The 24,140-nt window shown below is 67.1% G+C and carries 22 protein-coding genes and 1 pseudogene; 12 read left to right on the top strand and 11 right to left on the bottom strand.

The annotated features are described in order from the left end of the window. Positions 1-102: 102 nt before the first annotated feature. Positions 103-1,272 (bottom strand): succinyl-diaminopimelate desuccinylase, encoded by a 1,170-nt coding sequence (dapE, locus tag ROA7023_RS13135; RefSeq protein WP_234992202.1) that lies wholly within the window; start codon positions 1,270-1,272, stop codon positions 103-105. Between the two features lie 255 nt (positions 1,273-1,527). Here dapE and ROA7023_RS13140 point away from each other — a divergent pair, with 255 nt between their 5' ends. Beyond that, positions 1,528-2,598 carry a Hint domain-containing protein gene (locus tag ROA7023_RS13140; RefSeq protein ID WP_085879499.1) on the top strand — a complete coding sequence of 357 codons (1,071 nt, stop codon included), beginning with the start codon at positions 1,528-1,530 and terminating at the stop codon, positions 2,596-2,598. Between the two features lie 2 nt (positions 2,599-2,600). On the opposite strand, the gene ROA7023_RS13145 is transcribed toward ROA7023_RS13140, so the two are convergent. The 3 genes from ROA7023_RS13145 to dapD all read right to left on the bottom strand — a co-directional run bounded on the left by ROA7023_RS13145 (position 2,601) and on the right by dapD (position 4,142). Further along, the gene (locus tag ROA7023_RS13145; protein WP_085879500.1) at positions 2,601-2,924 is read right to left on the bottom strand and encodes a DUF8846 family protein; all 324 of its coding nucleotides are present in this window, start codon (positions 2,922-2,924) and stop codon (positions 2,601-2,603) included. Between the two features lie 52 nt (positions 2,925-2,976). After that, a complete protein-coding gene (locus ROA7023_RS13150; RefSeq protein ID WP_306372491.1) occupies positions 2,977-3,153 on the bottom strand; it encodes a GlsB/YeaQ/YmgE family stress response membrane protein in 177 nt (58 codons plus the stop codon). Positions 3,154-3,314: 161 nt separating this feature from the next. Beyond that, positions 3,315-4,142 carry a 2,3,4,5-tetrahydropyridine-2,6-dicarboxylate N-succinyltransferase gene (gene dapD, locus ROA7023_RS13155; protein ID WP_085879501.1) on the bottom strand — a complete coding sequence of 276 codons (828 nt, stop codon included), beginning with the start codon at positions 4,140-4,142 and terminating at the stop codon, positions 3,315-3,317. 211 nt (positions 4,143-4,353) lie between these two features. On the opposite strand from dapD, the gene ROA7023_RS13160 reads away from it, so the two are divergent. Next, positions 4,354-4,626 (top strand): hypothetical protein, encoded by a 273-nt coding sequence (locus tag ROA7023_RS13160; RefSeq protein ID WP_085879502.1) that lies wholly within the window; start codon positions 4,354-4,356, stop codon positions 4,624-4,626. A 64-nt stretch (positions 4,627-4,690) separates the two neighbouring features. Here the strand turns inward: ROA7023_RS13160 and ROA7023_RS13165 are convergent, their stop codons facing one another. Continuing rightward, complete coding sequence (locus ROA7023_RS13165; RefSeq protein WP_200812514.1) at positions 4,691-5,608, bottom strand: threonine/serine dehydratase; 918 nt, start codon at positions 5,606-5,608, stop codon at positions 4,691-4,693. A 91-nt stretch (positions 5,609-5,699) separates the two neighbouring features. Between ROA7023_RS13165 and ROA7023_RS13170 the strand changes: the two are divergent. Beyond that, positions 5,700-6,544: pseudogene (locus ROA7023_RS13170) on the top strand (LOG family protein). 22 nt (positions 6,545-6,566) lie between these two features. Here ROA7023_RS13170 and ROA7023_RS13175 read toward each other — a convergent pair. From ROA7023_RS13175 to ROA7023_RS13185, 3 genes are read right to left on the bottom strand one after another with little or no spacing between them, the layout of a single operon-like run. Continuing rightward, positions 6,567-7,685: a Gfo/Idh/MocA family protein gene (locus ROA7023_RS13175; RefSeq protein ID WP_234992203.1), complete on the bottom strand. Its 1,119-nt coding sequence runs from the start codon at positions 7,683-7,685 to the stop codon at positions 6,567-6,569. Continuing rightward, positions 7,682-8,737 carry a sugar phosphate isomerase/epimerase family protein gene (locus ROA7023_RS13180; protein ID WP_085879542.1) on the bottom strand — a complete coding sequence of 352 codons (1,056 nt, stop codon included), beginning with the start codon at positions 8,735-8,737 and terminating at the stop codon, positions 7,682-7,684. The genes ROA7023_RS13175 and ROA7023_RS13180 overlap by 4 nt, the downstream gene beginning before the upstream one ends. 39 nt (positions 8,738-8,776) lie before the next feature. Next, a complete protein-coding gene (locus tag ROA7023_RS13185) occupies positions 8,777-9,811 on the bottom strand; it encodes a LacI family transcriptional regulator (protein WP_234992204.1) in 1,035 nt (344 codons plus the stop codon). Positions 9,812-9,986: 175 nt separating this feature from the next. Here ROA7023_RS13185 and ROA7023_RS13190 point away from each other — a divergent pair, with 175 nt between their 5' ends. From ROA7023_RS13190 to ROA7023_RS13225, 8 genes are all read left to right on the top strand, one after another. After that, positions 9,987-11,219 (top strand): ABC transporter substrate-binding protein, encoded by a 1,233-nt coding sequence (locus tag ROA7023_RS13190; protein ID WP_085879506.1) that lies wholly within the window; start codon positions 9,987-9,989, stop codon positions 11,217-11,219. 163 nt (positions 11,220-11,382) lie between these two features. Beyond that, entirely contained in the window at positions 11,383-12,255 is an 873-nt protein-coding gene (locus tag ROA7023_RS13195; RefSeq protein ID WP_234992205.1) for a carbohydrate ABC transporter permease, read from the top strand. A gap of 7 nt (positions 12,256-12,262) precedes the next feature. Beyond that, the gene (locus ROA7023_RS13200; RefSeq protein ID WP_085879508.1) at positions 12,263-13,276 is read left to right on the top strand and encodes a carbohydrate ABC transporter permease; all 1,014 of its coding nucleotides are present in this window, start codon (positions 12,263-12,265) and stop codon (positions 13,274-13,276) included. Positions 13,277-13,280: 4 nt separating this feature from the next. Continuing rightward, a complete protein-coding gene (locus ROA7023_RS13205; protein ID WP_085879509.1) occupies positions 13,281-14,384 on the top strand; it encodes an ABC transporter ATP-binding protein in 1,104 nt (367 codons plus the stop codon). Then, positions 14,381-16,801, top strand: a complete 2,421-nt coding sequence (locus ROA7023_RS13210) for a beta-mannosidase (protein ID WP_085879510.1) — start codon at positions 14,381-14,383, stop codon at positions 16,799-16,801. Before ROA7023_RS13205 ends, ROA7023_RS13210 begins: the two co-directional genes overlap by 4 nt. A 16-nt stretch (positions 16,802-16,817) precedes the next feature. Continuing rightward, positions 16,818-17,564 carry a sugar phosphate isomerase/epimerase family protein gene (locus tag ROA7023_RS13215; RefSeq protein ID WP_085879511.1) on the top strand — a complete coding sequence of 249 codons (747 nt, stop codon included), beginning with the start codon at positions 16,818-16,820 and terminating at the stop codon, positions 17,562-17,564. Between the two features lie 13 nt (positions 17,565-17,577). Beyond that, complete coding sequence (locus tag ROA7023_RS13220) at positions 17,578-18,708, top strand: Gfo/Idh/MocA family protein (protein ID WP_085879512.1); 1,131 nt, start codon at positions 17,578-17,580, stop codon at positions 18,706-18,708. Positions 18,709-18,853: 145 nt separating this feature from the next. Continuing rightward, positions 18,854-20,332 carry a hypothetical protein gene (locus tag ROA7023_RS13225; protein ID WP_085879513.1) on the top strand — a complete coding sequence of 493 codons (1,479 nt, stop codon included), beginning with the start codon at positions 18,854-18,856 and terminating at the stop codon, positions 20,330-20,332. Here the strand turns inward: ROA7023_RS13225 and ROA7023_RS13230 are convergent. The 3 genes from ROA7023_RS13230 to ROA7023_RS13240 all read right to left on the bottom strand — a co-directional run bounded on the left by ROA7023_RS13230 (position 20,329) and on the right by ROA7023_RS13240 (position 22,974). Next, positions 20,329-21,099: a hypothetical protein gene (locus ROA7023_RS13230; protein ID WP_085879514.1), complete on the bottom strand. Its 771-nt coding sequence runs from the start codon at positions 21,097-21,099 to the stop codon at positions 20,329-20,331. The genes ROA7023_RS13225 and ROA7023_RS13230 overlap by 4 nt on opposite strands. A 3-nt stretch (positions 21,100-21,102) precedes the next feature. Further along, positions 21,103-22,284 carry a dual-specificity RNA methyltransferase RlmN gene (rlmN, locus tag ROA7023_RS13235; protein ID WP_085879543.1) on the bottom strand — a complete coding sequence of 394 codons (1,182 nt, stop codon included), beginning with the start codon at positions 22,282-22,284 and terminating at the stop codon, positions 21,103-21,105. Between the two features lie 159 nt (positions 22,285-22,443). Then, on the bottom strand, positions 22,444-22,974 hold the full coding sequence (locus tag ROA7023_RS13240) for an invasion associated locus B family protein (RefSeq protein ID WP_085879515.1): 531 nt from the start codon (positions 22,972-22,974) through the stop codon (positions 22,444-22,446). 193 nt (positions 22,975-23,167) lie between these two features. Between ROA7023_RS13240 and ROA7023_RS13245 the strand changes: the two genes are divergently transcribed. Then, complete coding sequence (locus tag ROA7023_RS13245) at positions 23,168-24,139, top strand: asparaginase (RefSeq protein ID WP_085879516.1); 972 nt, start codon at positions 23,168-23,170, stop codon at positions 24,137-24,139. Position 24,140: the final 1 nt, after the last annotated feature.

The raw sequence follows: 24,140 nt of genomic DNA on the forward strand, positions 1-24,140 counted from the left end.
AGGCGCGGCTGGCCGATGCCGGATGCCTCCGGCGGGGATATTGGGAAGGCAATGAAGGCACGGGGGCGGTTGGCTGGTGGGCCCCGGCGTGATTCGGTGATTTCAGGCTGCGAAGTAGTCCGACAGGATGCGGGTGTAGATCGCCTTGAGTTGGGCGATGTCATCCACCGGCACACGCTCGTCCACCTGGTGCATGGTCTTGCCGACCAGGCCGCATTCGACCACCGGGCAGTGATCCTTGACAAAGCGCGCATCGGAGGTGCCGCCCGTGGTGGACAGCTCGGGGGTCACGCCGGTGACCGCCGTGACCGCGGCGGCGACGAGGTCGGACAGCGCCCCCGGGGGGGTTATGAACGCCTCGCCGGAATTCTTGACCTCCATGTCGATCTGGACGCCGAAGGTATCGGCGACCGAGGCGGCCTCTTGCCGGAGCCAGTCGGAGAGGGCGGCGCCGGAATGCAGGTCGTTGTAGCGGATGTTGACGGTCGACCGGGTCTCGGCCGGGATCACGTTGGTGGCCGGGTTGCCGGTGTCGATCGTGACCACGGCAAGCGTCGAGGGATCGAAATGGTCGGTGCCGTGATCGAGGTTGCTGGTCGAGAGGCTGTCCATCAGCCGGGCCATCGCCGGCAGCGGGTTGCAGGCCCGGTGCGGATAGGCCGCGTGGCCCTGCACCCCGCGCACGGTGAAGAAGGCCGACAGCGAGCCGCGGCGCCCGATCTTGATCATCTGTCCCATGTGGTCGGGCGACGTGGGTTCTCCCACCAGGCAGACCGACATCGCCTCTCCCTGCGCGGCCATCCAGTCCAGCAGGGCGCGGGTGCCGTCCTGCGCATCGCCCTCTTCGTCGCCGGTGATGGCGAGCACCACGGCGCCGCTCTCGGGCGGTGTTTCGCGCACGAAATCCACGGCGGCGGCCACGAAGGCCGCGACGCCGGATTTCATGTCCACGGCGCCCCGGCCCCAGAGCACACCGTCCCGGATCTCGGCGCCAAAGGGATCGACGCTCCAGGCCGCGGCATCGCCCACGGGCACCACGTCCGTATGGCCGTTGAAGCCGAAGCTTCGCGCCGCGCCTTTCGGCCCCCAGCGGGCGAACAGATTGCACACGCCACCGCGATCGACCCGGCTGCAATCGAAGCCGGCGGCGGTGAGCAGGCGCTCCAGCAGCCGGAGTGCGCCGCCCTCTTCGGGCGTGACGGAGGCGCAGCGGACAAGATCGGCGGTGAGGGCGACGAGGTCGACCTGGTCGGGCAGGGTCTGGTGGGACACGGCGAGGCTCCTTTGTCATTGCGGTATCGCGCCGTCGCGCGGGCTGCAATCACTTGTGGCCGGGGCGCGACAGATCCGAGGCCATGGCACGGGGCGCGAGCCGCGATGCCTGACAGTCCGACGCCGTGCGCGTAGCGTGGCGGCCAGTCATCGACCCTGTGACAGGACAGGCATGCAAGCGTCAGCAGAGAGCTTTCGACCTCGCGACGGCGGGGCGCCCGCTCCGGCGCAGGTCATCCTGCGGGGGCTCCTTGCATGAGTTGGGTTGCGCTGCGCGGCGCCCTCGACAAGGATTTCGCGCCCAACGGCCTTGGGCGCCGGGGCGAGGCGATCCTGTTTGACGCGCCGATGGTGCGCGGGTCGCTGCTGGTGGACTGGCGGCCAGATCCGGGCGAGGCGGCGCAACCGATCCTGACCTATCGCGCCCAAGCGCCATGGGACGCCGGGCTTTGCCTTTCACGAGAGAGCGACGGGCCGCTGCGGCTGCGGACCTGGCAAGGCGCAGATGTCGCCGAGGCGCACCTGCCGGTGGGCACGATCCGGCCGATGGAAGACATGGCGATCCTCTACACCTGGGACGCGCCGGAGCGGGCCGGCCGTCTGCGCCTTCTGGACCGAGGGGGGCGGCTGCGGGCCGAGACGGCGGTGGCGGCACCTGTCCCGCTGAGCTGGCGCGACGCGGCGCGGATCGGGCGGGATACCGACCTCTGCACCCTTGGCCCCGGCGTCGGCCTTGCCGCGCTCGCGGACCATGTGACGCCCATCGGCCCCTGGCCCGGCCTCGCCGCCGAGACACCCGTGATGACAACGCGCGGGCGGCGGCCGGTATCGACCCTCAGGACCGGGGACATGGTCGTGACCCATGGCGGGCAGGAGGCCCAGGTCCGCTGGTGCGCGTCGATCGGACTGCCGGCGCGCGGGGCGCTGGCGCCGGTGTTGCTGCGGGCGCCGTTTCGGGGTCTGACGCAGGATATCGTCGTCGCGCCCTGGCAGGACGTGGCCTTGTCGGGGTCGCAGGTCGAATACCTCTTCGGTGCCGACCGGGTGCGCTGCGCCGCCGGCGATCTTCTCGACAAGACCCGGAGGCTGCCCGCCGACGGGCTTGCGCTGCATCGGTTCTGGAATGTGCTGCTGGATCAGCCCGGCATGCTGCTGGACGTGGCCGGCTTGCCGGTGCTGCCGCTTGCCCTCGGCCCGGCCGGGGACCTGCGCCACTCTGTTCTGGGACAGATGCCGCCGGAGCTTTCGCCGGCAGATCGCGGCGGGGCCAGCCTGCGCCCCCTCGATATCCACGAGGTGCGGGGGGTTCTGGCGCGGCGCGGCTGAGGTCAGTCGAAGAATGGCGTCATCTGCGCGACGATCACCGAGTTCTCTTCCAGGGCCCGCTGCATCAGGGCGCGTTCGTCGTCCGAGATGTCGTGGCCCTCGTCTTCACGCTCCTTCAAAGTGCCATAGCCGGAGACGTCCAGCGGCGCGAGGTCGGCCTGCTTGAGGATCGCTACGGTTTCGCGCACGGCCTCGGCCTCGTCCACGCCGGAGGCATAGACCATCAGCGCCGCGCCGGTGGCGGTCTTGGGCAGGCCGTCTCCGGTCTTGCGGCCGACCTCCACGAGAAGCGTGAAGACCTGTTGTTTGCTGGCACCCTTGCTCATGCCCTGCGGCTAGCATGTCATGCGCGCCCGTGCCAGATCCCTCGATCGGCGGTCAGGTGACCTTGCGCCAGCCCCAGATCAGAAGACAGGCGCCCGCCGCGCCGACGATGAGCTGCGGCAACCAGGCCTCGGCGGCGTAGATGCCCAGGAACCGCAGGATGCCGTTCAGGACGATGGCGCCCAGAATGCCGATCAGGATATTGCCGATCAGGCCGGTGCCCGCGTTCATGATGCTGCTGGCGATTCAGCCGGCGAGCCCGCCGATGATAATCGCGCCGAAAAATCCGATACCCATGGTGTCCCTCTTTCCTGTTCTGGTCGCTACTCAAACGCCGCTTGGCGCCACAAGTTCCGCGGGACACCGCCCGGGCGCGGACAGGCCGGGCCGGGTCAGTCGCGCAAAAGCTCGTTGATGCCGGTCTTGGAGCGTGTCCGCTCGTCCACCCGCTTCACGATCACCGCGCAATAGAGGTTGATCCCGTTCTTCGACGGCATCGAGCCCGCGACCATCACCGAATAGGGCGGCACCTCGCCATACATGACCTCGCCCGTCTCCCGGTCGACGATCTTGGTGGACTGGCCGATGAAGACCCCCATGCCCAGAACCGAGCCTTGGCGGACGATGCAGCCCTCGACCACCTCCGAGCGCGCCCCGATGAAGCAATTGTCCTCGATGATCGTCGGGCCGGCCTGCATCGGCTCCAGCACGCCGCCGATGCCGACGCCGCCCGACAGGTGCACGTCCTTGCCGATCTGGGCGCAGCTGCCGACCGTGGCCCAGGTGTCGACCATGGTGCCGCTGTCGACATAGGCGCCCAGGTTCACGAACGACGGCATCAGCACCACGCCCGGCGCGATATAGGCGGATTTGCGGACCACCGCGTTCGGCACGGCGCGAAAGCCGGCGGCGCGCCACTGGTTGTCGCCCCAGCCCTTGAACTTGCTGTCGACCTTGTCCCACCAGCCGCCGCCCTGGGGGCCGCCGGGCTGTTGTTCCATGTCCTTGATGCGAAAGCCCAGAAGAACCGCCTTCTTGGCCCATTGATTGACGTGCCAGGTGCCGTCCTCGCCCCGTTCGGCCACCCGCAGCTTGCCGCTGTCGAGGGCGTTCAGCGTGTCCTGGATGGCTTCGAGGGTCTCTCCCCCGGTCGAGGGCGTGATCTGGTCGCGGGTGTCCCACGCGGCTTCGATGGCGGCTTCCAGCTGGTCATTGGACATGGGGCAGGTTCCTCGGGCGTTGTCTCTGGACCGCCTTTTGCCCGAACCCCCGCCCCGGCGCAATCGCGGGCGCACCCGGGGCCTTCGTCGAAAATTGCGGGCAAAGGCCACGATCCTGCCACGGAGGGGGCCGGAGCAGGCCCCCGGCCCACGGGACAGTCGCCCTCGGACCCGCGGACGCATCAGTCGGACGCCTCAACAGGAGACAGACATGACACGCCTTTTTCTTGCCGCCGCCGTCGCACTCACCGGCGTAGCGCCCCTTGCGGCCGGTGCGCAGACGCTCTCGACCCGCAGCCAGTCGGTCGCCCCGCCCGCAAGCTATACAGCGCAGCACTGGACCGACCCGCGCACCGGCTGTTCCTATTCCCGCGCCCAGGCGCCGGGATACGCGCCCACATGGCACCTGATCATGAACGGCGCGCAGATCGGATTGACCAATGCCCGCGCGGGCTGCGCCGGAATGCTGACCTCTCGCAACTGATCCGGCATGGGCCCGCCCGCCGCCCGGCGTCGATGGCTGCGTCGCGCGGAATGGTGTGCGCCCTTCAGGCCACCGCGGGCGCCGGGTTGGCGCCGCAGACCAGCACGGCGACCTTCTCTCCGGGCTCCGGCCGGTAGACGCCGGAGCGCAGGACAGCCAGCGCCGTGGCCCCCGCGGGCTCCACCACCTGCCGCAGGCCCCGCCAGAGGGCGTCCTGCGCCTCGGCGATGGCCTCGTCGGTGACCAGCAGGCTTTCGACCCCGAACTGCCGGGCCAGATCGTAGCAGATGGTGCCGATCCGCCGGGCACCCAGCGCATTGGCCGCGATCCCGCCGACCTCGACCTCGGCGTCCGGCCCGTCGCGCAGGGCGGTCCAGAGCGTCGGGGCAAGCTCGGGCTCGACCGCGATGACCTTGCGCCGGCCCTGCAACCAGGCCATCGCGCCCGCGATCAGCCCGCCGCCGCCGACAGCGATGATGACGGTGTCCGCATCCAGCCCCTGCTCTTCCCATTCCAGCGTGCAGGTCCCCTGCCCCGCGACCGTGCCGAAGCCGTCATAGGCATGGACCTGCATCGCGCCGGTCTCGGCCTCAAAGGCGCGGGCGAGCTTCAGCGCATCGGCATAGGCGCCGGGCACGACCTCGAGGTCGGCCCCGGTCTCGCGGATCAGGCCGATCTTCGCCGGCCCGGCGATCTCGGGCACGTAGATCCGGGCGCGATGGCCCAGCGCACGGGCGGCAAAGGCCACCGACGCGCCGTGATTGCCCCCCGACGCGGCCACGACCCCGGCCTCGGGGACCGGTTGCGTCAGCAAGGTGTAGAACGCGCCGCGCACCTTGAAGACGCCGGTCTTCTGGGTGTTCTCCAGCTTGACCTGCAGCGACATGCCTTCGGTCAGCATGTCGGTCTGCATCACCGGCGTCCGGTGGACGTGTGGCGCGATCAGCGCGGCGGCGGCGCGGATGTCATCTTGGCCGGGCAATTGGGTCAAGGCTATACTCCTGCGGGACTTCCCAGGTTGGCTTATGGCGCGGACACTGCCATCAAAAGGCAGCCGCCAACAAGGAGCCGTCATGGAAGACAGCCAACGTCACCCTTTCCGCCACAGCCGCGAGGACCGCGAGGCGACCGAGCATGTGCCGGCGACGCCGCAGGCGCTCTCGCCCAGCTACCGGCTCGCCTTCGACGATGTCGATTTCCTCATGCGCGAGGAATTGCGGCCTGTCCGGCTGCAGCTGGAGCTTCTTAAGGCCGAGCTGGCGATGGATGACGCCGGGGTGAACTCCACCATCGTGCTGTTCGGCGGGGCGCGGATACCGTCTCCGGCGAACCGGGACACCGCCCGCACCAGGACGCTGGCCGACCTGTCGGAATTCTACGAGGACGCGCGCCGCTTTGCCCGGATCGTGACGGAACGCTCGCTGGCCAATGGCGGGCACGAGGATGTCATCGTCACCGGCGGAGGGCCGGGGGTGATGGAGGCGGGGAACCTGGGCGCGTCCGAGGCGGGCGGACGCTCGATCGGTCTGAACATCGTGCTGCCCCATGAACAGGCGCCCAACCCCTACGTGACGCCGGAACTGTGCTTCAACTTCCACTATTTCGCGATCCGCAAGATGCACTTCCTGATGCGGGCCCGCGCGATCTGCGTTTTTCCCGGCGGGTTCGGCACGCTGGACGAGCTGTTCGAAAGCCTGACCCTGATCCAGACCGGCCGGATGGAGCAGGTGCCCGTCCTGCTGTTCGGCCGCAGTTTCTGGGAGAAGATCGTCAACTGGGACGCGCTGAGCGAGGCCGGCACGATCTCTCCCGACGACCTCAAGCTCTTTCGCTATGTCGAGACCGCCGAAGAGGCGCTGGAGGCCATCGACACCTGGAGGGCGCGGGCCACAAGCGCCACGCCATCCCCGGCCGCTGATCAGCGCCCCCGGGGGCGCTGATCAGCGTGGGATCCAGGTGCCCCCGGCGGCCGCGCTTTCGATGCAGGCCTCGATGAACCACATCCCCTCCAGCCCCGCGCCGATTCCGGGCAGCAGCGCACCGTCGCCCTTGCCCTGGATGAGGTCCGCCGCATCGGCATAGATCGTGGCAAAGCCCTCCAGGTAGCCCTCGGGGTGGCCCGGCGGGACACGGGTCCAGTCCCCCGCACCCGCGCCAAGACCGGCGCCGCCGCGGGTGATCAGGCGCTTGGGCTCTCCGAACGGGGTGAAGGTCATCAGGTTGGGGTTTTCCTGCGCCCAGGAGATCCCGCCCTTGTCGCCATAGACCCGGAGGGTCAGCGCGTTCTCGTTGCCGACCGCCACCTGGGACGCCCAGAGCATGCCCCGCGCCCCGCCCGTCATCCGCAGCAGGACATGGGCGTTGTCATCGACCTGCCGCCCCGGCGCGAAGGCCTGCAGATCGGCCATCAGCGCCTCGGGGGCGAGCCCGGTGACAAAGGTCGCGAGGTTGAGCGCATGGGTGCCGATGTCGCCGATCGCCCCGCCGCCGCCGGTCTTGGACGGATCGACGCGCCAGGCGGCCTGCTTGTTGCCGTCGTCCTCTTTCCGGCTCAGCCAGTCCTGCGCGTATTCGGCCTGGACCACGCGGATCGTGCCCAGATCGCCGTCGGCGACCATCTGCCTTGCCTGACGGATCAGCGGATAGCCGGTGTAATTGTGGGTCAGGATGAACTGCGCTTTCGAGGCCTCCACCGCCGCGGCGATCCGTTCCGCGTCGGCCATGGAGGTGGTCAGGGGCTTGTCGCAGATCACGTGGATACCGGCCTGAAGGAAGGCGATTGCGGGGTCGGCGTGCATGTGGTTCGGGGTGACGATGCTGACCGCCTCGATCCCGTCCGCACGCGCGGCCTCGGCCTGCGCCATCTCGGCGAAATCGGCATAGGAGCGGTCGGGCGCGATGCCCAGCTCGGCCGCCGAGGCCGCCGCCTTTTCGGGGGTCGAGGACAGCGCACCCGCCACCAGCTCGAACCGGTCGTCGATGCGCGAGGCGATGCGGTGCACGCCACCGATGAAGGCGCCCTGCCCGCCGCCGACCATTCCCAGTCTGACCCGTCTCATAGTCCCAGCATCCCCTTGATCTGTGCCTCGTCCCGCTCGGCCCCCGCGAAATCGTCGAACGCCCTTTTCGGCACTTCGATCAGATGGGCGGCGATGAAGGGCGCGCCCTCGGCCGCACCCTGTTCGGCGGACTTGATGCAGCATTCCCATTCCAGCACGGCCCATGAGTCGTAGCCATATTGCGTGAGCTTCGAGAAGATGGCCGAGAAATCCACCTGCCCGTCGCCCAGCGACCGGAACCGTCCGGCGCGATTCGCCCAGGCCTGATAGCCGGAATAGACGCCCTGCCGCCCGTCCGGATTGAACTCGGCGTCCTTGACGTGAAACGTGCTGATCCGGTCGTGGTAGAGGTCGATGAACGCCAGGTAATCCATCTGTTGCAGCAGGAAATGGCTCGGGTCGTAGTTGATCCGGGCGGCCGTGTGCTCCTTGACGCCATCGAGGAACATCTCCCAGGTGGCGCCGTCGTGCAGGTCTTCGCCGGGGTGCAGCTCGAACCCGATGTCCTGCCCGTGCTCGGCGTAATGGTCGAAGATCGGCGTCCAGCGTCGGGCAAGCTCTGCGAAGGCCTCTTCGATCAGGCCGGGGGGGCGCTGGGGCCAAGGATAGAGATAGGGCCAGGCGAGGGCGCCCGAAAAGCTGACCGTGTGCGACAGGCCGAGCCGCTTCGAGGCGATGGCCGCCTTCATCATCTGGTCCACGGCCCAGGCCTGCCGGGCCTTGGGGTTGCCGTGCACCTCGGCCGGGGCGAAGGCATCGAACGCGGCGTCGTAGGCCGGGTTGACCGCGACCAGCTGCCCCTGAAGATGTGTCGACAGCTCGGTGATCTCGACCCCGGCCTCGGCGCAGATGCCCTTGACCTCGTCACAGTAGTCCTGGCTATCGGCGGCGCGGGCCAGGTCGAACAGCCGCCCGTCGAAGGTCGGGATCTGCACGCCCTTGTAGCCGAGCCCCGCGGCCCATTCGGCAATGCCGCCCAGCGAATTGAACGGGGCCTCGTCGCCCGCGAACTGCGCCAGGAACAGGCCCGGCCCCTTGATTTGCGCACCCACCGGCACCTCCTCGTCTTTCAGTCAGTCAAGATTGTCGCGTCAGCCGGTCGGAACGTCCAGCCCCTGCAACGGCGGTTTCTCGGGATGCCTCACGGCCTGGATTGCCGCCTGCGCCAGGAACTGCCCCGCGCGGGCCACATCCTCGTGGACGGTCAGCATCTGCGGCCGGAACAGGGTCAGGAAGGGCACCGCCTCCTTTGCGATGACATCCACGTCCTCGCCCAGCCTGTGCTGCAGCGATTCCAGCGTCGCGACCGCGGCCATCGCCACCGCAGTGGCCGAGCAGACGATTCCGTCCGTCTCGGGGAATTCGGCCAAGTGCCGGGCCACACCGAGCTGGATGTCCTCGTTGCGGTTGTCACTGGTGGTCCCCTGCATCACCCGCATTGAACAGCCCGCGGCCCGCGCCGCCCCGGTCCCGCCGTCGATCATGTTCTGGGCGTAGTTCTGGTTTCGCGGCGGCGAGATCATCACGATGTTCCGCCGGCCCCGCATCACCAGCTTTTCGACGCCGATCCGGCCGAACGCCGTGTTGTCGAAGTCGAAATAGGGGTGGCTGTCGGCCCAGCGCGTGCGGCCGTGGGTCACGAAGGGAAAGTTCCGCTCTCGCAGATAGGCGACGCGCGGATCCTCGGGCAGGATCTGGTTCATGATCACGGCATCCGCGGAGCGGGTCTCGACGATGTAGCGAATCGGCTTCATCGGATCGTCGCTGGGAAAATAGGGCGTGATGTTCATGTGGAACGAGGTGCCCTGCATCTCGCCCGCAATGGCAGAGATCAGGCGCGCGGTGTGGTTCATCATGTCATGCTCGGTCGACAGGACCAGAGAGATGACATTCGTCCGCCCGGTCCTAAGCCGCACACCGGCGCGATTCGGGACATAGCCCAGCTCGTCGGCGATCTTGCGCACCAGGATCTTGGTCCGCGCCCCGATGTCGGGGGCGTCGTTCAGCGCCCGTGACACGGTCGGAACCGCGAGGCCGCTGATCTCGGCGATCGTCTTCAGCGTCGGCTTGACCGGCGACATGACCCTTGCCAGAGCAAGGTCTTCTTCGGTTTTCTTTGGCGCCACTGGCCGACCCCGCTCCAGACTTCCCCACTGCCCGAGTTACAGGACGAAGCAACTTCCACCAAGTAGGGCGCTTGCCCAAGAAGTCATCTCGTTTGCCACTCGAAAAACTCTTGAGTCCTATTTCTAAATCGATATAGCCTCTACTACAACGATTTAGTCCAGGGAGGAGATAATCGTGAAACTGACCACTAAACTTCTGGCTGCTAGCGCTATCGTAAGCGCCAGTTCGGCCTATGCGGTCGACCTCGAGGTCATGCACTGGTGGACCTCCGGCGGTGAAGCCGCTGCAGTCAACGAACTTGCCAAGGCCGTGAACGAGAATACCGAGCACAACTGGATCGACGGCGCCATCGCCGGCGGCGGCGACACCGCCCGTCCGGTCATGGTCTCGCGCATCATTGGTGGCGACCCGCCGGCCGCGTTCCAGTTCAACCACGGCCTGCAGGCCCAGGAACTGATCGAAGCCGGCCTGATGCTCGACCTCACCGACGTTGCGGAAGCCGAAGGCTGGGAAGACATGGTCAACCCCGCGTCGCTTCTCGATGCCTGCACCTACGAGGGCCGGGTTTACTGCGCCCCTGTAAACATCCACTCTTGGCAGTGGATGTGGCTGTCGAACGGCGCTTTCGAAGAAGCCGGCCTTGAAGTCCCCGAGACCTGGACAGAGTTCGTCGCCGACGCCGACGCCCTGCGCGAGGCCGGTATCGTACCGCTCGCCATGGGTGGTCAGTCGTGGCAGCAGAACGGCTCCTTTGGGGTGATGGCCGTGGCGCTCGCCGGTCTCGACAACCTTCTCGCGGTCAACCGTGACAAGGACGCCTCCGTTGTTCGCGGCGAAGCTTACGGTGAGGTCTTCCAGGCCTTTGCCGACGCCCGCGAAATGGCCGAGGGCCTCGACGTGCAGGACTGGAACCAGGCGACCAATGCCGTGATCACCGGCACCGCTGCCGCGCAGATCATGGGTGACTGGGCTCAGGGCGAATTCGCCGTGGCCGGGATGACGGCTGGTGAAGACTACTCCTGCCTGCCGGGCCTGGGCGAGATCGCCATCCTCGATACGGGCGGAGACGCGTTCTATTTCCCCGTCACCGGCGACCCGGAGATCGAAGCCGCCCAGAAGGAGATGGCTGCGCTGCTGCTGTCGCCGGAAGTCCAGGTGGCCTTCAACTCCGTCAAGGGCTCGCTGCCGATCCGCGGCGACGTCGACCTGACCTCCGTGAACGATTGCACCCAGAAAGGTCTCGACCTTCTGGCCAACGGCGACACGATGCCGTCGGGCAACCAGCTGCTCTCGCCGGACACGACGACCCAGCTCAACGACCTGATGACCGAGTTCTGGAACACGCCCTCGATGACGGCAGAAGACGCTCAGGAGCGTTACGCCCAGATCATCGAAAGCGCCAACTGATCCAGGCCTGTCATAACTGACGGATGGGCCCCCAAGCGGGGCCCATTCCTTAAGGCCCGTGCCTGGATGATCGGCAGGGCTACCTCGGGAGGGTATCATGGCAATCGCCGACGATTCCGGCCGCGCGCCGGCGAATGGAGGGACGAGGGGCGCCCGGCGTCCCATGCGGATCTTCCGAAATCTCTGGTCCAAGATCGCGCTGCTGCCGATGATCGCCACCGCCGTCATCATCTTCTTCGGCGGGACAATCTGGACGGTGGTCTATTCCTTCACGAGTTCGGGCCTGCTTCCGCGCCGTGACTGGGTCGGCCTCGCACAGTACGAACGGCTGTGGTCGACCGCCAAATGGATCATCTCGATCCAGAACCTCGCGCTCTACGGTTTCTTCAGCCTGATCTTCACGCTGGTCATCGGCTTCGTCCTCGCGGCCCTGCTCGACCGCAAGATCCGGTTCGAGGATACGTTCCGGACCATCTTCCTTTACCCGTTCGCCCTGTCGTTCATCGTCACCGGCCTGGTGTGGCAGTGGATCCTGAACCCCGAGTTCGGCGTGCAGGGTGTGGTTCGCGACCTTGGCTGGACGAGCTTTACCTTCAACCCGCTGAACGACCCCGACATCGTCATGTTCGGCCTGTTGATCGCCGGTCTCTGGCAGGGCACCGGCCTTATCATGTGCATCATGCTCGCCGGCATGCGCGGCATCGACGACGATATCTGGAAGGCCAGCCGCGTCGACGGCATCCCCGCGTGGAAGACCTACGTGAAGATCATCATTCCGATGATGCGTCCGGTCTTCGTCACCTCGGTCGTGCTCATCGCGTCGGGCATCATCAAGCTTTATGACCTCGTCGTCGCCCAGACCTCGGGCGGGCCCGGCATCAGCTCCGAAGTGCCCGCGAAATACGTCATGCAGGCGATGTTCGGCGGCCAGAACCTTGGCCAGGGCTTCGCGGCCTCCACGATGATGCTTCTGAGCGTCGTCATCATCCTGGTCCCATGGGCCCTTCTCGAATTCGGAGGACGCAAGCGTGGCTAAATCCGGAATGCGCGCCAGCACGCTCGCCGCGGAGGATCCGATCACGGATCGCCTTGGCGACGGCCCACGTGGCCCCCGCCCCAAGAGCGCCTTCAGCCGCCGGAACATCGTTCTTTACGGCACGCTGATCATCGTCTCGATCTATTACCTCCTGCCGCTTTACGTGATGCTCGTCACGTCGCTTAAGGACATGGCCGAGATCCGCGTGGGCAACGTGTTTTCGCCGCCGGTCGAGATCACCTGGGAGCCTTGGGTCAAGGCCTGGTCCGAGGCCTGCACAGGGGTGAACTGCGACGGGCTGAGCCGGGGGTTCTGGAACTCCGTCCGGATCCTCATCCCCTCGCTGATCCTGTCGATGTCCCTCGCGCTGGTCTCGGGGTACGCGCTGTCGAAATGGCGCTTCAAGGGGTCCGAGGTCTTCTTCACCATGCTCCTCGTTGGCGCCTTCATCCCCTACCAGGTCATGCTCTACCCGATCGTCATCGGCCTGCGCGAAACCGGCAACTTCTTCGGTGACGTCCTGACCTGGTTCTGGCAACCGACCTGCGGTCTCTTCTCGGAGGAATGCGGACGCATCCGGGTCCAGCTCTTCGGGTCGCTCTCAGGGCTCGTGATCGTGCACACGATCTTTGGCATGCCGATCAACGTGCTTTTGTTCCGCAACTACTTTGCGGCGATCCCTGAAGAGCTGTTCAAGGCTGCCCGCGTCGACGGGGCCGGCTTCTGGGGCATCCTCTTCCGGATCATCCTGCCGATGTCGCTGCCGATCATCGTGGTCTCGGGCATCATCCAGGTCACGGGTATCTGGAACGATTTCCTCTTCGGCGTGGTCTACACCCGGGCCGAGCAGTATCCGATGACGGTTCAGCTCAACAACATCGTCAACTCGGTGCAGGGGGTGAAGGAATACAACGTCAACATGGCGGCGACGCTTCTGACCGGCCTCGTGCCGCTCGTCGTTTACTTCTTCTCCGGCAAGCTCTTCGTCCGCGGCATCGCCGCCGGTGCGGTGAAAGGATAAAACCATGAACGACATGTCCGAAACCTCCGGCCGCAACTCCGTCGAGATCAGGCAGCTCGACCTGTCTTTCGGCGCGGTGAAGGTCCTGCAGGACCTCAACCTCGATATCCACGAGGGCGAGTTCCTGGTCCTGCTCGGCTCCTCCGGGTGCGGCAAGTCCACCCTGCTCAATTGCATCGCGGGCCTGCTGGAGATCACCGACGGCCAGATCTGGATCAAGGGCGAGAACGTCACCTGGTCCGAACCCTCAGAACGCGGCATCGGCATGGTGTTCCAAAGCTATGCGCTCTATCCGCAGATGACGGTCGAGGGGAACCTGACCTTCGGCCTGCGCAACGCCCGCGTGCCCAAGGACGAAATCGCCCGCCGCGTCGCCCGCGCCGCCGAGGTCCTGCAGATCCAGCCGCTGCTGAAGCGCAAGCCGGGGGCGCTGTCAGGCGGTCAGCGTCAGCGGGTGGCCATCGGCCGGGCGCTGGTGCGCGACGTGGATGTGTTCCTGTTTGACGAGCCGCTGTCGAACCTCGACGCCAAGCTGCGCGCCGACCTGCGGGTGGAGCTCAAGCGCCTGCACCAGCAATTGCAGAACACCATGATCTACGTGACCCACGACCAGATCGAGGCGATGACCCTGGCCGACCGCATCGCGATCATGAAGGGCGGCAAGATCATGCAGCTGGGCAGCCCGGACGAGATCTACAACCGGCCGCAGAACATCTATGTGGCCGATTTCATCGGCTCGCCCTCGATGAACTTCATGGCCGGGCGGCTGGAACGCGGCACCTTCGTCACCGAGGACCTGCGCCTGCCGATGGAGGATTACGAGTTCTCGGCGCCGCAGGTCTCGGACGGCCCCGCGATCCTGGGCATCCGCCCCGAACATGTCGTCACCGGAGGGCTGGTGCAATCGGCCCCCGTCCAGACCAGCGTCCCGGTGGACCTGGTAGAGCCCATGGGCTCGGACACGCTGGTCTATGCCCAGCTTGGCGGTGATAAGTTCCGCATCCGCATGGACGGCCATGCGACGGTCCGGATCGGCGAGACGCTGCCGATCGGCCTGGTGCCCGCCAAGGGCTCTCTCTTTGACAAGACCAGCGAGAAACGACTTTGACCCAAGCCCCTGCGCCCGACGGCATCGACCTGTCGGGCACCTGGATCCTCTCGGACGCGAGCGGCGACTACAGCTGTGACGCCACCATTCCCGGTGACGCCATCTCGGCATTGGCCAGCGCCGGCCTGATCCCCGACCCCTACTGGGGCCGGAACGAGTATGGCCTGCGCTGGATCGCCGACCGCGACTGGACGATCCGCCGCACGGTGGACCTTGACGACACCGGCCTGGCCCTGGTGCTGTCCGGGCTCGATACGGTCGTGACGGTGCGCTGGAACGGAGAGACGGTGCTGGAGGCCACGAACAGCTTCCGCAGCTACCGGGTCGACCTCGGCGATGTGGCCCGCCCGGGCAGCAACACGGTCGAGATCGTGTTCCATTCCAGCACCGCCGCCGCCGACGCGCTGCAGGCGGCACAGCCGTTCTACATCCCCTACCAGGCAAGCAACTCGCCGATTCCGAACGGCAACATGCTGCGCAAGGTGCAATGCGATTACGGCTGGGACTGGAACATCGCGCTGGCGCCCTTTGGCCTTTACGGCGACATCCGGCTGGAGCAGCTGGGGGCCCCGCGCATCCCCCGCATCGACGTGGTCCAGGACCATGGGCAAGGCACGGTCTCGCTTGGCGTCACCGTCCATGTCGAGGATGCCGAGGATGCCGAGGACGAGGAATATGCCATCACCTTCGCCGGGCAGACCCTGACCGGAATCGTCGAGGGCCCCGCCGTATCCGCCTGGTTCGATATAGAGAACCCCGCCCTCTGGTGGCCGGCCGGGCAGGGCCCCCAGCCGCTGCACGAGCTGACCGTCACCGTCGGCGGCACGGCCGAGACCCGCCGCATCGGTCTGCGCACCGTCGAGCTGCTGACGGATCCCGACCCCGCCGGCTCGCGCTTTGCGTTCCGCGTGAATGGGCGCGAGGTCTTCATGAAGGGCGCGAACTGGATCCCCGCCGACGCGCTGGCGGGCCGGATCGACCGGGACGCGGTGCGCGGCCTGCTGCAATCGGCGGTCGACGCCAACATGAACATGATCCGGGTCTGGGGCGGCGGTCGATACGAGCCGACCTGGTTCTACGACCTCTGCGACGAGATGGGGCTGATGGTCTGGCAGGATTTCATGTTCTCCTGCAACCTCTACCCCTCCACCCCCGCGTTCCTGGCCGAGGTCCGCGCCGAGGTGGCCGAGAACGTCGCCCGTATGCACCACCACGCCTGCATCGCCCTGTGGTGCGGCGATAACGAGCTGGTGGGCGCGCTGACCTGGTTCCCCGAAAGCGTGAAGGACCGTGACCGCTACCTGGTCAACTACGACCGCCTGAACCGCACCATCGAAGAGACGCTGAAGGCCACCGACCCGACCGCGATCTGGTGGCCCTCCTCACCCTGCCCCGGCCCGCTGAACTTCGGCGACAGCTGGCATGACGACGGCAACGGCGACATGCACTTCTGGTCGGTCTGGCACGAGGGCCGCGATTTCGAGCATTACCGCGACGTCTCGCCCCGGTTCTGTTCCGAATTCGGCTTTCAATCCTACCCGTCGATACAGGCGATCCGCCGCTTCGCCGGGCCCGAAGACATGAACATCGCCGCCCCGGTGCTGGAATCGCATCAGAAGAACGCGGGCGGCAACGCCCGCATCGCCGAGACCATGTTCCGCTACTTCCGCTGGCCGGAAAAGTTCGAGGATTTCGTCTGGCTCTCGCAGATCCAGCAGGGTCTGGCGATCAAGACCGCCGTCGAGCACTGGCGCAGCCTCAAGCCGCATTGCATGGGCACGCTGATCTGGCAGCTGAACGATACCTGGCCGGTCTGCTCGTGGTCCTCGCTGGACCATGGCGGCGGCTGGAAGATGCTGCACTACATGGCCCGGGACTTCTATGCGCCGGTCCGCGTCGTCGTGCGCCCCGAGGTCGACGCGTGGGAGATCGTGGCGATCAACGACCGGCCCGAGCCGGCACGGGTCACCGTCGAGGTGACGGCACTGGACATGTCCGGCCGCAAGCGCGTCCTGGCAGAGCTTGGCGCCACGATCGAGGCCGAGGCCGAGATGATCGGCGAAATCGCCCTCGATGCGCTGGAGGAGGGCGAGGTGATGGTGATCGACTGGACCGGGCCCATGGGCCGCTCCAGCGACATCTTCGCGCCGAAGCCCTGGAAGACCTACATGCTGAACCCGCCCGGGATCGCGTTGGCCCAGACCCGGAACGACGACGGCGTCTGGACCGTCGAGCTGAGCGCCGAGACCGCCCCGGCCTTCTTCGTGACGGTCGAGGCCGACGTGCCGGGCCGGTTCTCCGACGCGGCGTTCCACATGACCGACAGCACGGGCGCCGCGCTGACCTTCGTGCCGGCCGACCCCTCCGCGCGGCCCGCATTCACCCTGCGGCATCTGCATGCCGCAACCACGGCCTGACTTCGAAAGGACCACCATGACGACGATTTCCTATCAGCTCTACTGCTCGCGCAACTTCCCGCCGCTGGCCGACACGCTGACCATGCTGGCCGGCCTCGGCTACAAGGAGGTCGAGGGCTACGGCGGTCTCTACGACGACCCGGCGCGGCTGAAGGACCAGCTCACCAGCAACGGGCTGGCCATGACCACCGGCCATTTCGGCCTGTCGATGGTCGAGGATACCCCGGCCCAAGCGATCAACGTGGCCCGGACGATGGGCATGAAGGCGGTGATGGTCCCCGCCATCCCGCCCGAGATGCGGCCCACGGACGCGGCGGGCTGGGCCGCCTTCGGCAAGCGTCTGGCCGAGGCCGGCAAGCCGGTGCTCGACGCCGGGTTCAGGTTCGGCTGGCACAACCATGCGTTCGAGTTCGACACGGTCGATGGCGACCTCCTGCCGCTGGACCTGATCCTGGCCGGGTCCGACGACCTGGGGATAGAGCTTGACCTCGGCTGGGTCCGCGTCGCCGGCCACGATCCGGTCGAGTGGATCGCCAAATACGGCCCCCGCATGATCGCCGCGCACGTCAAGGACATCGCCCCCGACGGCGAGGCCACCGACGAGGACGGCTGGGCCGACGTGGGCCACGGCATCATGGACTGGCCCGCGATCCACACCGCGTTGCAGGCGCAGAGCGTGACCCACTACGTCATCGAGCACGACAACCCGACGGATCACGAACGTTTTGCCCGCCGGTCGCTTGCGACCGTGCAGGCTTTCTGAAGGAAAGACCTCAATGGAAAAGCTTGGCGTTGGCATCATCGGATGCGGCAACATCTCGGCCGCCTACCTGCGGCTCGGCCCCCTGTTCAAGGCGCTCGACATGCGGGCGGTGGCGGACATCAACATGGACGCGGCCAAGGCGCGGGCCGAGGAATTCGGCGTCCGCGCCTCCTCCGTCGCCGACCTGCTGGCGGCAGAGGATATCGACGTGGTGGTGAACCTCACCATCCCGGCGGTGCATTACCAGGTCACGCGCCAGATCCTCGAGGCGGGCAAGCACGCCTATTCGGAAAAGCCTCTGGTGCTGACCCTCGAAGAGGGCGAATCGCTGCGCGGGCTGGCCGAGGCCAGGGGCCTGCGCGTCGGCTCCGCCCCCGACACGTTCCTCGGCGGGGCGCATCAGCTGGCCCGCGCCGCGATCGACGAGGGCGCGGTGGGACGTATCATCGGCGGCACCTGCCACGTCATGGGCCACGGGATGGAGGCCTGGCACCCCAACCCCGACTTCTTCTATCAGCCCGGCGCGGGGCCGGTCCTGGATATCGGGCCCTACTACGTCACCAACCTGATCCAGCTGATCGGACCGGTGAAACAGGTGACGGCCATGGCCTCGGCCACCTTCCCGACGCGCACCATCGGCAATGGCCCGCGCGAGGGCGAGACCGTGACCGTGAACACCCCCACCAACATCCACGCCATCCTCGAATTCGCCAACGGCGCCATCGTGACCCTGGGCGCCAGCTGGGATGTCTGGTCCCATGACCACGCCAACATGGAGCTTTACGGCGAGGACGGGTCGATCTTCGTTCCCGACCCGAACTTCTTCGGCGGCGCGGTCGAGGTGGCCGGCCCCGGCGTCGACCGCCACCCGCTACCGGAACGCGATCACCCGTTCGGCATCCCGAATCAGGACGACAAGACGCGCTTTGTGGCCAACTATCGCTGTGCCGGGCTGGCGGACATGGCCCAGGCCGTGGCCGAGGGGCGTAACCATCGCTGCGACATCGACCTGGCCGTTCACGCGGTCGACGTGATGACCGGCATCCTCAGAGCTGCCGAAACCGGGGAATTCGTCGCGATGACGACCACATGCGAGCGCCCCGAGGCCCTGTCGCCCACCGACGCGGCCGCATTGCTCGCCTGATCTATACCGGACCTTAACCGGAACAGAGCGACACATTCGGTGCCTGTCGGGGATCCTCCCCGGCAGGCGCCGGATCATGGCCATCTGACGCGCCCCGCGCGCCACCCGCAAGCCACGACCTCCGGCATTGCGATGGAGCCGTGCGATGACCGAGGTGTCAGATTATTCAGCCCTGCTGGCCGCCAACCAGGATGCCAATGCGCGCTGGAACAGTTTCGCAGAGCTCGGCACGCCGGTCGTCGTCAGCTATTCCTTCCTCGTGGACAGCAACCTGCCGGAACCCGACGACGGCGCCTATTCGGTCGAGGGCTACCACCGCTTCGGCCCCGCCCAAAGGGCCAATTTCCGCGATGCCCTGTCGATCTACGCGGCCAACACCGGCGCCGTCTTCGTCGAGGTCGAGTCCGGCACCGGGATGCTCGACGTCTACCGCGCGACCGGGTCGTCCTACGGCGGCTGGGCGCACATGCCCTCGGTCAGCGAAAGCTGGATCTACCGCGGCGACCTGGTGATCGACAACAAGGGCGCCTACCACGAGGGCAGCTACGGCTTTCTGACAATCCTGCACGAGCTTGGCCACGCGCTGGGTCTCAAGCATCCACACCAGGGCGCGACCACCCTGGCCGAGGATGTGGACGACCTCTCGCACACGGTCATGACCTACAACATCGCGGCCCCCTATTCCGAGGACCTCGCGCCGTTCGACACAAGCGCCCTGCAACATCTCTACGGCTTCGCGCAGGATGACCCGGATCGCAAGATCTTCTGGCACACGCGGCTGAAGCGGCTGGAAGCCCATCTCGGCGACGGCGATGACGTGCTGGTCGGCATAGACCAGCCGAACCGCATCCTCGGCGGCGGGGGGCATGACAGTCTCTGGGGGCGCGGTGGCGACGACACACTCAACGGGCAAAGCGGGTCGGACCTGCTACAGGGGCTCGGCGGCGACGACATCCTTCGGGGGATGGCTGGCCGCGACACGATCTACGGCAACCTGGCCGGCGCAAGCTTTCCCGTAAGTGACCGGGACAGGATCTTTGGCGGGAACGGGCGCGATTCGCTCTTCGGACAACATGGCGAGGATCGGATCTTCGGCGACGGCGACAGCGACTGGCTCTACGGCGGGCCGGACGACGACAGCCTCGCCGGTCGCAATGGTCACGACATCATCTACGGCGGGCAGGACGACGACAGCATCGCCGGTGGCAATGGTCACGACATCATCTACGGTGGCACCGGCGAGGACCGGATGAACGGCGGTCCCGGGGCCGATCAGTTGTTCGGAGGCGAGGGCAAGGACAGGCTGTTCGGTGGCATCGGCGCGGACGTGCTCCATGCCGATGCCGACCGCGACACGCTCTGGGGCGGCAGCGACGCCGATGTCTTCGTCCTCGACGTCCCTTCCAACGGGCTGGTCGGCCGCGACCTCATCCCGGATTTCGAGCCATCGAAGGACATGTTCAGCCTCGTGGAGACCGGGTATGACTGGTCGGATGTCCGCATCCTCGAACGCGGCCCCGAATACCTTCAGATCATGGTCGGTTTCGGCGACGACCGGTTCGAGATCATGCTGAAGGGCGTGGCTCTTGACGAGCTCGGCGCCGATCACTTCCTTCTGAGCTAGGCCCCGGACAGCGCCGCCACCTCAGCCCGGGTCCTGTCGCGCCGCGCCTCCAGGTTGCCCCGCGCCACGTCGCCGCCGGTGCCCGTCGGCAGGGCGGCCAGCGCCTCGGCGAGCTCGCCCTCCTTCTGCGTCAGCGCCATGCGCCGAAGGTGCCTGTTGGCATCGGACCGCGCCGGCACGACGAAGCTCGGCTGCGGCGCCCGAAGCTCGGGCCGCGCGGCCAGCAACGCCTCCAGCCCTTCGGCATCCAGCACCCGCGTGATCTCGTGGTGATAGCTCACCCGCGACGGCAGGCAGAGGTATCCGCTCAGATCCCGGGCCGCATCCCGCAGCAGCAGGACGGCGAAATCCGTGTGCTGGTTGATATCGAAGGCCACGACCGGGCGCAGCGGCGCGAAGTCATCCAGCGGCAGGGTCTTCTGGGGAATGTGGAGGATCTTCGACACCCCCCTCAGCAGCGTGGTCATGTCGCCGGCGCCGGTCTGGCTAAGGAACCGCTTAGCCATCCGGGCCGAGGCCGCCGGATCCCGTCCGACCGCGCCGCCGGGCTGCACGCTCGGCACGAAGAAGACCAGCGCGTTGGGCAGGGGCACCGCGCCCTCCGCCGTCGAGGCGACGCGGAAGGTGCCGGTCTCGCCGTTCCACGACCAGACCCGCCGCCAGATGCCCTGCTTGATCACGTCGTCGCGCAGCACGGCCTCTGCGGTCTGCGCCGCGACGGGCTGAACCTCGAATGTCGCGGCGCCCAGCCTGAAGACGTTGCCCATCGCTCAGCCCGCCGTGCCGGTCTCGGCCGCGGCCCGAGCGCGGTTCTTGCGCACCCGCTCCGTCGCCGACTTGAGCTGGCCGCAGGCGGCCATGATGTCCTCGCCCCGCGGGGTGCGGATCGGCGCGGCATAGCCCGCCTTGTAGACGATGTCGGCAAAGGCCTCGATCCGCGCCCAGTCCGACCGCTCATAGGGGGCGCCGGGCCATTCGTTGAACGGGATCAGGTTGATCTTGGCCGGAATGCCCTTGATCAGGTTGACCAGCCGCCGGGCATCCTCGTCGGTATCGTTGACCCCCTTGAGCATCACGTATTCGAAGGTGATGCGCTCCGAGTTCGACGCCTTCGGATAGGCCTTCAGCGCCTCCAGCAGCTCCGCGATCGGCCAGCGCTTGTTGATCGGCACCAGCTTGTCTCGGACCTCGTCGGTGGTGGCATGGAACGACACCGCCATCTGGCAGCCGATCTCTTCCGCGGTCCGGGCGATCTCGGGCACGACGCCGCTGGTCGACAGGGTGATCCGCCGCCGCGACAGCGACAGACCCTCCGCATCCATGGCGATCTTCATCGCGTCCCGCACGGCCTCGAAATTGTAGAGCGGCTCACCCATGCCCATCAGCACCACGTTCGACAGCAGCCGCGTCTCGTTCCGCGGGGCGCCCTGCTCGGGCCATTCGCCCAGGTCGTCCCGCGCGAGCATGATCTGGCCGACGATCTCGCCGGGGGTCAGGTTGCGGACAAGCCTCTGGGTCCCGGTATGGCAGAACGAACAGGTCAAGGTGCAGCCCACCTGCGACGAGATGCACAGGGTGCCCCGGTCCGCCTCCGGAATATAGACCACCTCGACCTCATGCCCGCCCGCGATCCGCACCAAGTACTTGCGCGTGCCGTCGGTCGACACCTGCCTGGAGACCACCTCCGGCAAGGAGATCACGAAATTCTCCGCCAACATCGCCCGGTAGGGCTTGGCAAGGTTGGTCATCGACTCAAAATCACGGACACCCCAGAAATAGACCCATTGCCAGATCTGGTTGACCCGCATCCGCGACTGTTTCTCCGGTGTCCCGGCCGCGATCAGCGCGGCCTTCAGCGCATCGCGCGTCAGTCCGACAAGGTTCACCCGCTCCCCTTCCGGCAATTTGCGGGGGATGGTCAGCACATCCTGGGTGATCGGCGCCTGGGTCATCTCGGTCTCCACGGTAACGAAAGGCTTCTATCAGGCCCGCCCACAACGCGAAAGAGGCCCCGAAGGGCCCCGTCGCACCGCCGGCCGTACCGACAAGCCCCGCCCCGGACCTGCCCATCTTCATCTTGGCGGAAAAACTCCCGCCGGAGGCGTCCGCGGTCAGCCGCCGCAGCGGCGTTCGGCCTCTTCGACCGCCGCCGTGAACCCCAACAACGAGAACTCGTCGATCGTCACGTTCCCGCGCCCCGACCGACCGCGCAACTCCGCGGTGGCCCCGCGCTTCATCGCGGCGATGATCCGCGCGTCATCCTCGGGCGTGGCGGGCCAGGCCCATTCTCCCTCGGTGAAAAGCTCGTAGGCATCGCTGCCCACGGTCGCGGTGACGGTGGAGCCGCCCGCGAACGGATAGCCGCCGGTGAAGGTCACCTGCCCGTTCACCCCGGCCCCGGGCCGATAGAACACGAACAGCAGGATGTCGCCGCGCCGGCCCGTTGTCGGATTGCCATTGCTGTCGACCAACGCCGTCTCCTTCGGGGCGCTCACCCCCCAGCACTCCTGGGGATCGTCCTCGACGAAAACGCTCCAGTCGGTGTCGGCGGCGACACGGTTCGTCGATTCCTGGGCCCAAGCCGATCCCGCCGCCAATGCAGCCAAACCAACGATTGCGCCCCGCAGAAATCCTGAAATCATCTCTACAGCCTCCAAGCTGTCCTTGCCTCTGTGTCCCTGCCCCAAGGCGGCTTCTGTCGGCACCTTTTCCGGGTGGCAGGGCCCGGTTCAACCCGATAGCCATTCACTTAGCAGGAATCCGCCGCCTTGGAAAAGCCCCAGCCGGTCACGCCACCGTGGGAATCGCCAACGCCAGCCCGAAAGGACGCCCCCCATGCCCGACGCAGAACGCCTTGTTGAGCTCAGCCGTGGCGGCCGGCTTGAAAGCTATCACATCGGCCACGCCGTCATCGCCGAGGCGGACGGCACGATCCGACAGGCCTGGGGCGACCCCGACGCGCTGATCTACCCGCGCTCGTCCTGCAAGATGATCCAGGCCCTGCCGCTGGCAGAATCCGGCGTCGCGCTCGACAGCCAGCAACTGGCCATAGCCTGCGCCAGCCATTCCGGCGGCCGGATCCATACCGAGCTGGTGTCGCGCTGGCTCTCGGATATCGGCCTGAGCCAGGCGGACCTCCTCTGCGGCCCGATGCCCCCCAAGGAACGAGAGACCCGCCACGCAATGATCCGCGCCGACGACACGCCCGGTCGCATTCACAACTGGTGCTCCGGCAAACATACCGGCTTTCTTCACATGACCCGGCATCTCGGGGCCGACCATGCCTATTGCGACCCCGACCACCCGTTGCAGCAGCAGATCCGCGCGACCTTCGACGAGGTGACGGGAGAGACGAGCCCGGGCTACGGGATCGACGGCTGCTCCGCGCCCAACTTTGCCTGCAGTCTGTCCGGCTTCGCCCGCGCCATCGCACGCTTTGCCGCGCCCGGCCCCGGTGTGCGCGGCGCGGCGATGACCCGGTTGACCGGGGCCATGATCGCGCACCCCGAACTGATCGCCGGCGAGGGCATTTCCTGTACCGTGCTCGGCCGCGCCGCAAGGGGACGCGCGGCGATCAAGAGCGGAGCCGAGGGCATGCATATCGCCATCGTTCCGGACCTCGGGATCGGGATCGCCGTCAAGATCTCCGACGGCGCCCAGCGCGCCTCGGACTGCGTGATGGCAGCACTGCTGGTGCGCGAAGGCGTGCTCGACCCGGCCGACCCGGCGGTGCGCCGCTATCTGACCCCCGAGTTGACCAACTGGGATGGCCAGGTGGTCGGCGAAATGCACGCGGTCCTGTCCTGAC

The organism is Roseisalinus antarcticus, assembly GCF_900172355.1.
Taxonomy (GTDB): Bacteria; Pseudomonadota; Alphaproteobacteria; order Rhodobacterales; family Rhodobacteraceae; genus Oceanicola; species Oceanicola antarcticus_A.

Bases quoted from the DNA above. Each gene is read 5' to 3' on its own strand.
- ROA7023_RS13145 (WP_085879500.1), bottom strand. From the start codon at position 2,924: ATGAGCAAGGGTGCCAGCAAACAACAGGTCTTCACGCTTCTCGTGGAG.
- ROA7023_RS13200 (WP_085879508.1), top strand. From the start codon at position 12,263: ATGCGCGCCAGCACGCTCGCCGCGGAGGATCCGATCACGGATCGCCTT.
- ROA7023_RS13195 (WP_234992205.1), top strand. From the start codon at position 11,383: ATGCGGATCTTCCGAAATCTCTGGTCCAAGATCGCGCTGCTGCCGATG.
- ROA7023_RS13150 (WP_306372491.1), bottom strand. From the start codon at position 3,153: ATGAACGCGGGCACCGGCCTGATCGGCAATATCCTGATCGGCATTCTG.
- ROA7023_RS13175 (WP_234992203.1), bottom strand. From the start codon at position 7,685: ATGAGACGGGTCAGACTGGGAATGGTCGGCGGCGGGCAGGGCGCCTTC.
- ROA7023_RS13220 (WP_085879512.1), top strand. From the start codon at position 17,578: ATGGAAAAGCTTGGCGTTGGCATCATCGGATGCGGCAACATCTCGGCC.
- rlmN (WP_085879543.1), bottom strand. From the start codon at position 22,284: ATGACCCAGGCGCCGATCACCCAGGATGTGCTGACCATCCCCCGCAAA.
- ROA7023_RS13160 (WP_085879502.1), top strand. From the start codon at position 4,354: ATGACACGCCTTTTTCTTGCCGCCGCCGTCGCACTCACCGGCGTAGCG.
- dapD (WP_085879501.1), bottom strand. From the start codon at position 4,142: ATGTCCAATGACCAGCTGGAAGCCGCCATCGAAGCCGCGTGGGACACC.
- ROA7023_RS13205 (WP_085879509.1), top strand. From the start codon at position 13,281: ATGAACGACATGTCCGAAACCTCCGGCCGCAACTCCGTCGAGATCAGG.
- ROA7023_RS13215 (WP_085879511.1), top strand. From the start codon at position 16,818: ATGACGACGATTTCCTATCAGCTCTACTGCTCGCGCAACTTCCCGCCG.
- ROA7023_RS13245 (WP_085879516.1), top strand. From the start codon at position 23,168: ATGCCCGACGCAGAACGCCTTGTTGAGCTCAGCCGTGGCGGCCGGCTT.
- ROA7023_RS13230 (WP_085879514.1), bottom strand. From the start codon at position 21,099: ATGGGCAACGTCTTCAGGCTGGGCGCCGCGACATTCGAGGTTCAGCCC.
- ROA7023_RS13225 (WP_085879513.1), top strand. From the start codon at position 18,854: ATGACCGAGGTGTCAGATTATTCAGCCCTGCTGGCCGCCAACCAGGAT.
- ROA7023_RS13240 (WP_085879515.1), bottom strand. From the start codon at position 22,974: ATGATTTCAGGATTTCTGCGGGGCGCAATCGTTGGTTTGGCTGCATTG.
- ROA7023_RS13140 (WP_085879499.1), top strand. From the start codon at position 1,528: ATGAGTTGGGTTGCGCTGCGCGGCGCCCTCGACAAGGATTTCGCGCCC.